This window comes from Jannaschia faecimaris (genome assembly GCF_900107415.1).
GTDB classification, from domain to species: Bacteria; Pseudomonadota; Alphaproteobacteria; order Rhodobacterales; family Rhodobacteraceae; genus Jannaschia; species Jannaschia faecimaris.
Map to the genome: position 1 here is coordinate 1 of NZ_FNPX01000036.1, position 8993 is coordinate 8993.

At 60.3% G+C, this 8993-nt stretch carries 8 protein-coding genes and 2 pseudogenes; 6 read left to right on the top strand and 4 right to left on the bottom strand.

Translation table 11 applies throughout. From position 1 onward, the window contains the following. Window positions 1-233: 233 nt before the first annotated feature. The 3 genes and pseudogenes from BLV27_RS19960 to BLV27_RS18595 all read right to left on the bottom strand — a co-directional run bounded on the left by BLV27_RS19960 (window position 234) and on the right by BLV27_RS18595 (window position 3315). Window positions 234-1061 (bottom strand): annotated as a pseudogene (locus BLV27_RS19960) (AIPR family protein). 105 nt (window positions 1062-1166) lie between these two features. After that, entirely contained in the window at window positions 1167-1700 is a 534-nt protein-coding gene (locus BLV27_RS18590; protein ID WP_092647976.1) for a hypothetical protein, read from the bottom strand. Window positions 1701-2487: 787 nt separating this feature from the next. After that, a complete protein-coding gene (locus tag BLV27_RS18595) occupies window positions 2488-3315 on the bottom strand; it encodes an NAD(P)H-binding protein (RefSeq protein WP_092647977.1) in 828 nt (275 codons plus the stop codon). Between the two features lie 139 nt (window positions 3316-3454). Between BLV27_RS18595 and BLV27_RS18600 the strand changes: the two genes are divergently transcribed. Next, window positions 3455-4432 carry an AraC family transcriptional regulator gene (locus BLV27_RS18600; protein ID WP_092647978.1) on the top strand — a complete coding sequence of 326 codons (978 nt, stop codon included), beginning with the start codon at window positions 3455-3457 and terminating at the stop codon, window positions 4430-4432. Between the two features lie 32 nt (window positions 4433-4464). On the opposite strand, the gene BLV27_RS18605 is transcribed toward BLV27_RS18600, so the two are convergent. Further along, window positions 4465-5037, bottom strand: a complete 573-nt coding sequence (locus tag BLV27_RS18605) for a TetR/AcrR family transcriptional regulator (RefSeq protein WP_092647979.1) — start codon at window positions 5035-5037, stop codon at window positions 4465-4467. A gap of 89 nt (window positions 5038-5126) precedes the next feature. On the opposite strand from BLV27_RS18605, the gene BLV27_RS18610 reads away from it, so the two are divergent. The 5 genes and pseudogenes from BLV27_RS18610 to BLV27_RS19220 all read left to right on the top strand — a co-directional run. Then, on the top strand, window positions 5127-6227 hold the full coding sequence (locus BLV27_RS18610; protein ID WP_170831531.1) for an NmrA family NAD(P)-binding protein: 1101 nt from the start codon (window positions 5127-5129) through the stop codon (window positions 6225-6227). Beyond that, on the top strand, window positions 6227-6847 hold the full coding sequence (locus BLV27_RS18615; RefSeq protein WP_170831532.1) for a carbonic anhydrase: 621 nt from the start codon (window positions 6227-6229) through the stop codon (window positions 6845-6847). The genes BLV27_RS18610 and BLV27_RS18615 overlap by 1 nt, the downstream gene beginning before the upstream one ends. A gap of 3 nt (window positions 6848-6850) precedes the next feature. Next, on the top strand, window positions 6851-7771 hold the full coding sequence (locus BLV27_RS18620) for an alpha/beta fold hydrolase (protein ID WP_092647981.1): 921 nt from the start codon (window positions 6851-6853) through the stop codon (window positions 7769-7771). Next, a complete protein-coding gene (locus BLV27_RS18625) occupies window positions 7764-8513 on the top strand; it encodes a hypothetical protein (RefSeq protein WP_092647982.1) in 750 nt (249 codons plus the stop codon). Before BLV27_RS18620 ends, BLV27_RS18625 begins: the two co-directional genes overlap by 8 nt. Window positions 8514-8837: 324 nt before the next feature. Next, window positions 8838-8993, top strand: a pseudogene (locus BLV27_RS19220) (IS3 family transposase); the annotation flags it as partial.

An 8993-nucleotide genomic window follows, 5' to 3' on the forward strand; every position in this document is an offset into this window, starting at 1 on the left:
ATGGAGCAGCTCGGTAGCTCGTCAGGCTCATAACCTGAAGGTCGTAGGTTCAAATCCTACTCCCGCAACCAAACTTCCACAGCAATACCAAAGACATACACGCCGCCTTCGGGCGGCTTTTTGCGTTGGTCTATTAGCTCTGGAAGCACTGTGGAAGCACGCGGCAAGCAATATCCAGCGTGGCACAGTCGCCACAGTCCACAAGCGCCGCCACAGTGCACAAGGGCCCTGGATCAAGCCGCAGTCCTCAGCAGGCCGCACCGGAAGATTATCAGTTTAGAGACCAGTCGCCGATACCATGTCTCATCGAACTTCTTGTCACTCCGGTTCCATTCCACCCCGATCATCTGAGCAAGCTCGCCGAAGTTTTTCTGCGCGCCCTTGCTAACGGTATCAGACCGCATGCGAAAACTCATCTCGACCTTCGCAAGATCGGTTTTTACGAAGTATTGCGGTTTCGGGTTTTCGAGATCAAAATGACGACGTTCAGCTTGGGATTTCTTGGCGCGTTCGACAAGGTACTGGCCCCTTGCGCGCTCGCAGAACCATTAAGTCTCGCGGTTTGTACCTTCGGCGGCCGGAGCCAAAACTCGTCTCGAGTATTCTTCCATCCTCATATGGAAAGGATAGTTTGAGAAGAAATCCGCCGCACTGACCTTGTTCTGACTGTTGGCGTATTTTGAGATAAATGGTACGACCTCTTCGTAAGCATTCGACGGAACAACTGTCAACTTCATCTGCACGTGGACCTGTTCGAGCGTTTCTGGCGAGATTTTCCGAGCCGCGTGGAGAGAAGCTGTGGTTTGACCACCATTTACTATCTGCAGGTTTGTCGCGGAAACGATCCTGAGGCCGTCTGATGTCTTCTCTACCTCGACACTGTCGGCCGTTGCCGACAGCCCGTTATTATAGCTAAAGAACATTTCTGGTTCATCCTTGAAGGTGTCCCGAATACCCCGGTTCACCGCGCCCCGCGCTTGAAGGAAGCTCCGAACGTTCGACTCCAAAAGCCGCGCTCCCCACTTGTCATAGATTTCGGCCAATTGATGGCCGCTGATCACAACGAGATAGCTATCGAGGTGTTCGCCGCGGCTCGAAGCAGCCAGTGCCGGGATGGTTGCGCCGAAATCTCCCCGAAAATTGACGATGATCTTTTCCCGAGCGTGTCAAGACGTCTCGTAGCGATGGAAGCGTGTGAGATCCCAGATGTTGTAGGTGACTGGAATGCCATCAATTTTACCCGCAAGTACCGCGTCTGTCCTGGCACTATAGGTCGCGTTTGTCATGAGAATGAGTTTGATCTTCGTGATAGACGTCCACGCAGATGTAATAATTGAGGCGGCACCTGCTTCAGCACTCCCTTCGATCAGGTCCGCACGGAAGGCTGCTCGACGCGCGGCAACGACAAAGTTGATTAGGTGGCCGAAGGCCTTCTTGGCTTCGCTTGCATTGATCTTAACCGCCGCATCTTCATCATGAAAATCGCTGACGATGACACTAAGTATACTCTCGGACTCACGCGGGTCTCCGCCAATCCCGTCGAGCCTCAAGGTCTTGCCCTGACTGCTGGCGAGAAACGTAACCCGGTCAGCGGTCGCTATTTCACCTTCTGCTTCCAAGAGGGCCGCCATCCGTTCGAAAAAAGCGTCCAACTGTGAAATACCACTTGCTGGTGCTTCAGCGGCGACTTCCTTAACCAATTAATTGTTGAATTCGACCAGTTCATTCAACTCGTTCTATCTCCCAATAAGCGTCGGAGTTCGGCGCGCCGTTCTTATTGCACACCGGAGGCAAGCAACTGTACGCAGCTTCCTGCATTTCCACGAGAATATCGTTGGCCTCGAGATTTGGAAGGTCAAGCGTCGCATCCTAAATCAACCAAGAAGTTGACCGCCTCAAGGCGTGCCGTTGACATCCTAAATTTGCGCTGGTCCAGCTTACGGTTAGGGTTTACCAGAGTGCAGTATCTTGTCCCACAGTCTGAATGCAGGCGGCGGCTGGAGAAACTGAACAAAACAGCGGGACGGACGCTGATGTCCTCCCTCGTTTGCGGACCTTGAGAGCGACATAGCCAGACATGAAACGCTGCTATTTTTGTGACATCACCAGAACAGGCGGATTTCGGACCGGGTCGCGTGAATGCGATGGAGACCGAAGTCGGAGTGCCTAGCGTCACTTTGAAAAAGAGCATCCATATCAGGAACTTATAACCTAAACACCAAAACGTTGCAGTCATGAGGTCCGGAGAATATTGGCACAGAGAGACCGCTTCTAGGCTTCGTCGCACAGAGGCCGGTGTTCAGCCCTGTCCGCATAACCCCCGAATACAACGAGAAAATCTGGCCGAAGACGGTTCGGGAGAATCGTTTCTCTAGGGCAAGTGGCGGAGGGGATGGGCCTGAAAGACAACCTTCTCTGCTCTCAACTCGTTTAAAATGAGATATCCATTGGAGCCCGCAAGCAAGGCGGGCTCCAGGGGGCCTTGCATCACGCGGCGCTGTTCCACGCCCCTGCGGCCGTTGCCTGCGCGCAGAACGCGGCGAAGTCGCGCGGCTCGCGCCCGAGGGCACGTTGCACGCCATCGCCAAGCCTAGCGTTTCTTCCGTCGAAGATCTGCCGGCAGACTTCGGTGAAGACATCCGCCAGAAGCGGACCATCGAGTTCGATAAGCGCGGCGTGGAACTGTTCGAAACTGATTGGCTGATAGGCCACGGTCCAACCTGTCGCTCGGCTCAGTTCCTCGGTTGCGTCATGGAAGCTCAAAAGATGCGGTCCGGTCACGTCGTATTCCTGGCGGGCATGGCGCGGATCCGTAAGCGCAGCGGCCACGACTTCGGCGACGTCATCAATGTCGACAAGAGGCTCGGCGACATCCCCTGCCGGCAGAGCCAGCATGCCCTCCGTCACCGTGTCGTAAAGGAAACCCTCGGAGAAATTCTGTGCGAACCAAGCGGCGCGAACCAGTGTATAGTCGAGGCCGGACCGCCGCACGATCTCCTCGCACGCTTCGGCCCGTGGCTCGCCCCGGCCTGCTAGCATAACCAGTCTCTCGACCCCGACCGCAGCAGCCATGTCGGTCAGCTTCTGGATCTTTGCGGGCACGTCGGGGAAGGCAAGGTCGGGGTAATAATTGATGTAGACCGCCGAGACACCCTCCAAGGCGCGGGTCCATGTGTCTGGTTCGTCCCAGTCGAACCGGGTTGGCGAACTCCGCGATGCGCGGCGGACCGCATGGCCCTCCGCTTCAAGGAGATCGGCGACACGGCGACCGGTCTTGCCGGTGGCGCCGATCACGAGGATGGGAAGAGAGTGCATGATGATAGTACCTATGTCTGTTGCACGTTGTACATCAGGTAGGCTGAGATGGCGGGTTAAAATATGATCGAAATTCCGCGATCATGTGCAGCTCGTCCAGATTGATAGACTGCTGGCAAATCCCGATTTAAAAGGGATTATGACTCTTGCCGCCTCCACTCTGACAGACGTATCCGATCCGCTTGGCGCAAGCCTGCATCTCCTGCGGCTGGAGGGTACGCTCTACAACCGCAGCGAACTCACGGCTCCGTGGAGCATCTCGATCCCTCGGCAAGACGATCTCCTGTCCTTTCTGGTCGTCACGCAGGGGCGTTGCTTTCTGGTGCTCGATGGTCAGGATCCTATCCGCGTTGACCAAGGCGACCTCGTGATCCTGCCGCACGGCACGCCGCATACTGTCTGCAGCGAGGTTGGTCTCCCCGTTGTTCCTCTGTTCGACATTTCTGTCGAGAAAATCTCAGAGCGGCTGGAGGTCCTGCGCCATGGGGGCGGGGGAGACATGACGCGGACAATGTATGGCTGCGTCCGCTTCGACCATGTCGCGGCACACTATCTCATCAAACACCTTCCACAGGTCATCCATATCGACAGCTGGGATGGCGATATGGGGTCGTGGCTTCAAAGCACGCTGCGCTTTGCTGCACGGGAAGCGGCCGAGTTGCGACCGGGCGGGGAGACCGTTATCACCCGTCTGTCGGACATCCTGGTCATTCAGGCCCTGCGGTTCTGGCTGGACAACGCGCCCGACGCGCGGCGGGGCTGGCTGGCCGCTCTTCGTGATCCGCAGATCGGACGGGCCCTCGCGATGATCCATGGAAATCCCGGTGCTGACTGGTCGATAAACGGTCTGGCAAACGCGGTGGGAATGTCGCGCTCTGCCTTCGCCGCGCGGTTTGCGGCGCAGGTGGGTGTGGCACCAATGGCCTATGCCCGACACTGGCGGCTGAGCATCGCCCGCAATCGCATCGCGCTCACCACCGACTCGCAAGCGATCATCGCACACGACCTCGGCTACCAATCCGAGGCAGCATTTTGCCGCGCATTCAGGCGGGAGTTCAATATTTCACCGGGCAGTCTGCGACGCGCTTCGGTAGGGCAGGACGGTTCGGAAGGGTAGCGATCGCCCTCTCGCGATTTCTCTCGGCAACTTCACCAACGCTGCTCGATTAGCGCGGTCCCTCGCTTTCCTGCATCGAGAATCCTGTCTGCAAGCTCCCGGTTTTTGGCCAGGCGGGCGAGTGTGATGGTGCCCAGAAGAAATGCCAAGGTCGCTACCCCCTTGTCCGTCGCTGCGCGTTCGTCGGCGGCCAGCAGTCGGGCCATGCGTTCGACGGCATCCGATGCTTCGGCCTCCGCTGCGCCGTCGAGACGGGCAATTTCGGCACCCAAAGCGGCAAGCGGGCACCCTTGACCACGATCCGCCACATGCTCGGCCGAAAGGTAGCGCGCGACGTAGCTGTCCAAGGCGGAAGCTTGGTCCGGACCAGAAGACGCTGACTCGACATCTGAAAGCACCTCCTCCACCGCATGGCTGAACGCCGCGGCGACCAAGGCCTCCTTGGAGGCAAAATGCCGGTAAAAGCCGCCATGGGTCAGCCCGGCGGCCTTCATGACGTCGGCAACGCTGGTGGTTTCTATCCCGCGCTCCCGGAAGAGCTGGGAGGCCGCCTTGAGGATGCGCTCGTGGCTCTTCTGCTTTTCGTCCGCTGACATTCTCGGCATCGGGCCGACCTCCGGGGCTTGACAGTTTGGATTTTGTATATCATCTAAAATTAAAGATGACAACCAACATCCAAAATGAGTGCCGCCCGATGTCCAGAAAGCCGAAGATCCTTGTCACCAGCGCCAGCGGAAAAACCGGTCTGCAAACTGCGTTGATGCTGCTGCATCGGGATTTTCCCGTCCGGGCGCTCGTTCGGCGGCGCGACCACCGGTCCGAGCGGTTGGAGCGTGCAGGCGCCGAGGTCATGGTCGCCAATCAATACGCGCTGCCTGATATGCGCTCGGCGATGCGCGGCGTGCAGAGGGCCTATCAATGCGCACCGACCGCGCCCAATGGCCTGCATTTCAACGCGGTTTTTACCGCTGCGGCCTTTGAGGCCAAGCTGGAACACGTGGTGACGCTCAGCCAGTGGCTGTCGAGCGCGAACCACCCGTCGCTGTTCACCCGCGAGGTCTACCTCAGCGATATTCTGATCGGGATGCGGGACGAGATGTCGGTGACCACCGTCAATCCCGGCTGGTTTGCCGACAACTACCTGATGGTTCTGGATATGGCGGCGCATCTGGGCGTCTTCACCATGCCGCTTGGCGATGGTCGCGTGAAGAAGAACGCGGCACCCTCGAACGAGGATATCGCGCGTGTGGTCGCGTCGGCGCTGATCGATCCCGACACGCATTCGGGCCAGACGTATCGCCCGACGGGACCGGAGCTTCTGTCTCCCGAGGAGATCGCGGCGGCGATGGGCCGCGCGCTGGGCCGCAAGGTCCGGTACATGGACATTTCCGAGCGCATGATGGTCAAAGCGCTCAAGGCGCACCCCCCCTCGAACTATTCCGTCGCCGCGGTCACGCAACTGGCGCTTTATGCCGAGGAATACCGCCGGGGCACCTTTGCCGTGGGCGCGCCGACCGATCATGTGGCGCGGATCGGCGGGCGCGACCCCGAACCTTTCGAGACGATCGTGCGCAGATACGTGCAGGAACGCCCTGCATTGCGCCGCAGTGCAGCCCGCACTCTGGGTGCCATGGGCGGGTTCGCCAAGATCCTCCTGACCCGGCCATTCGACCTGCAAGCTGCCGAGGAGGCACGCGATTATGTCCGGATCGCTAAGCCGGCCTACGCGCAGGACGACGCCGAATGGCTGGGCGGTCACAGCCTCCGCGATACCGCGCACCTGCTAGTCGTTTGATGCCCCGCGCTCACCGCACTTCCAACCAAGACAATGGAGACTTCCTCATGAACATTCAAAATGAGCTGATCGCCCGCAACGCCTGCTTCGCGGCCACGTTCGAGCGTGGCGACATGCCTATGCTGCCGCAGTTGCGCACCCTGATTGTGACCTGCATCGATGCGCGGGTCGATCCGGCCCATATCCTCGGCCTCGATCTGGGCGAGGCCATCGTGGCCCGCAACAACGGTGGCCGGGTGACGAGGGCCGTCATCGAAGAAATCCTGACCCTGACCGTCCTCGTCGGCGCAGCGACGGGCGGCCAGGAGTCGGCGTTCAATATCGTCCTGCTCCAGCACACCAATTGCGGCGCGCAGCGCCTGGCGGACCCGCAGCTGCAGGGCATGCTGCAGCAGAAATTCGGCATCGATGTCTCTGAATATGCGATCACCGATCAGGCTGCCGACCTCATGACGGATATCGGCCGTCTTGCTGATGCGCCGGGCATGCCCGGCGAGATGACGGTGTCGGCCATGGTATATGACGTGGCCACCGGAGCGGTGCAGGAGGTCGCGCCGGTCAAAAGCCTTGCCGAATACCGCGCGGCGAACGTCGACGCCGCTGTGCCCATGGCGGAATGACCCATGAGCTTCAGGCCCGATCCGGAACTCTTTCCGTTCACCTCGCGGTGGCTGACGCTCGCCGATGGCGCTCGGATCCACTATGTCGATGAAGGGTCTGGGCCGGTTCTGTTGCTATTACACGGGAACCCGGCCTGGTCGTTCTTGTATCGCAAAATCATCCCGCGGCTGAGCCGCCGCTTTCGCTGCATCGCGCCGGACCTTCCGGGCTTCGGCCTGTCCACGGCCCGGCCCGGGTACAGCTTTACCGCGCGTGAGCAGAGCGAGGCGATCGTTGCCTTCATCGACGCGCTCGATCTGCGCGGCGCAGGCGTGATGATGCAGGACTGGGGCGGGCCGATAGGGCTTGCTGCGACACTGGCGCGACCGGACCGGATCGACCGGCTGATCATCGGCAACACGTTCGCCGGGCCGTTCCGGCGGCGCGGGCCGCGCGTCTTCTCGGCCGTCATGGGGGGAGCCGCGGGGCGGCTCGCGGCATGGTCCTTCAACGGCGTGGTCCGGTGGTTCTTTACCGCCGGGGTCATGAACAAACTGACGCGGGCGGAGTGGGCCATGTATCTCGCCCCATTCCGCCAGCGCGACACCCGCCGCCCGACGGCGATCTTCCCGCAGCAACTGGTTGCGGCGGACCCGTTTCTGTCCCGGATCAAGGCCGCGCTGCCGGAGATCGCGGACAAACCCGCCCTGATCCTGTGGGGCGACAGCGATTTTGCCTTCAAGACGGCAGAGCGGGACCAGTTCCGTGCGGCATTCCCGAACCACAGGGACATCACTCTGCGCAATGCCGGCCACTTCATTCAGGAGGATGCACCCGGCCCGATCTGCGAAGCGATCGAAGCATGGTACGCCGACGATCTCGCAATTCTCCCCCCCAACACTGCCGTCACGCACGGCACTAACCCGGAAGAGACCAATGTTTGACGTTCTGGAAATTTTCGTGCGCGTTTTCGCCGTGGCCTTGCCCGTTTGGGTCATGGCCATCCTTGCCCTTGGTGCGGTGCGCGCCGGCCTCTCGGGTTTCCAGATGGCGCAGGCGGCAATCTGGACGGCGCTGATCGGTGGTGCGTGGTTCGCGGCCAGTGTGCCGCTGTCACAGATCGGGGCGTTCCGTGTCCCCAACAGCTTCGCCGAGCCGCCTCTGGTCATCGGTTTTCTCATCGGCGGCGCGGCCCTGGTATGGGCGCTCGCGCGGCTGACATCGACCGGGCGACAGATCACCGATGCCGCGCCGCTCAGCGCAATTGCATCCGTGCAGATTGCGCGGGTGATGGGCGGCCTGTTTCTCATCGGCTGGCTGATGGGGCGTGTGCCGCCGGAATTCGCCATTCCGGCGGGTCTGGGTGACATCTGGGCCGGTATCGCCGGGTATCAGGCGACCCGAGCCCTGGCCGCGGGAGCGCCCGATGCGCGCCGAAAACTGACGCGCGCCAACACCATAGGACTTGCGGACTTCGCGATTGCCGTCGTGCTTGGCGTCATGACATCGGAGGGGATGTTCCAAACACTGTCCAAGGATGCACCAAACATCATCAACGACTACCCGCTGGCGCTGTTCCCCGCCTATTTCGTTCCGATCTTCATGGGCTTCCATTTCATCGCGATCAGCCGCCTGCGGGCGGAGCGAAGGGAACGGGCGCAAGTGCTTTCGTTGGAGGGCCAGTGAAGTTGAAGGCGACATCGAAGCCCGGTCGGCCGCGCCTTGGTACCCGACCGGCATCGGGAGGCGCTCCAGCCCGATGCCGCCTCGACACCGGCCATGAGAGTTCAACCCGGGGCGAATGACGGCCCGTCCGCATCGAGTGCCTTCAGCCGCTCCGCGATCTCTCCCGATAGCCCTTTAATCGCCGTTCTGATCCGGGAATTGGCCTTTTGCTCAGCAAGACAGCTTATCGAAAGGTGTTGTCGCGCTTCCGCACGACGGTCCGACAGGTGAGCGTCCCCCTTTGAAGTGGTCCGCCCCTATAGTTAGGACAGCGGAGGACCCGAGATGGCGATTAAGAGACCCAAGCCCGAAGAGATTGTCGTGAAATTACGGCAGGTTGAAGTTCTGGAGGGGCAAGGCATGCCCCGGATTGACGCGATCCGTCAGATCAGCGTGACTGAACAAACCTATTATCGCTGGAGGAAGAAGTACGGTGGAATG

Coding starts and splice junctions, on each gene's coding strand:
- BLV27_RS18600 (WP_092647978.1), top strand. CDS start 3,455: ATGACTCTTGCCGCCTCCACTCTGACAGACGTATCCGATCCGCTTGGC.
- BLV27_RS18595 (WP_092647977.1), bottom strand. CDS start 3,315: ATGCACTCTCTTCCCATCCTCGTGATCGGCGCCACCGGCAAGACCGGT.
- BLV27_RS18615 (WP_170831532.1), top strand. CDS start 6,227: ATGCCCCGCGCTCACCGCACTTCCAACCAAGACAATGGAGACTTCCTC.
- BLV27_RS18620 (WP_092647981.1), top strand. CDS start 6,851: ATGAGCTTCAGGCCCGATCCGGAACTCTTTCCGTTCACCTCGCGGTGG.
- BLV27_RS18610 (WP_170831531.1), top strand. CDS start 5,127: ATGTCCAGAAAGCCGAAGATCCTTGTCACCAGCGCCAGCGGAAAAACC.
- BLV27_RS18625 (WP_092647982.1), top strand. CDS start 7,764: ATGTTTGACGTTCTGGAAATTTTCGTGCGCGTTTTCGCCGTGGCCTTG.
- BLV27_RS18605 (WP_092647979.1), bottom strand. CDS start 5,037: ATGCCGAGAATGTCAGCGGACGAAAAGCAGAAGAGCCACGAGCGCATC.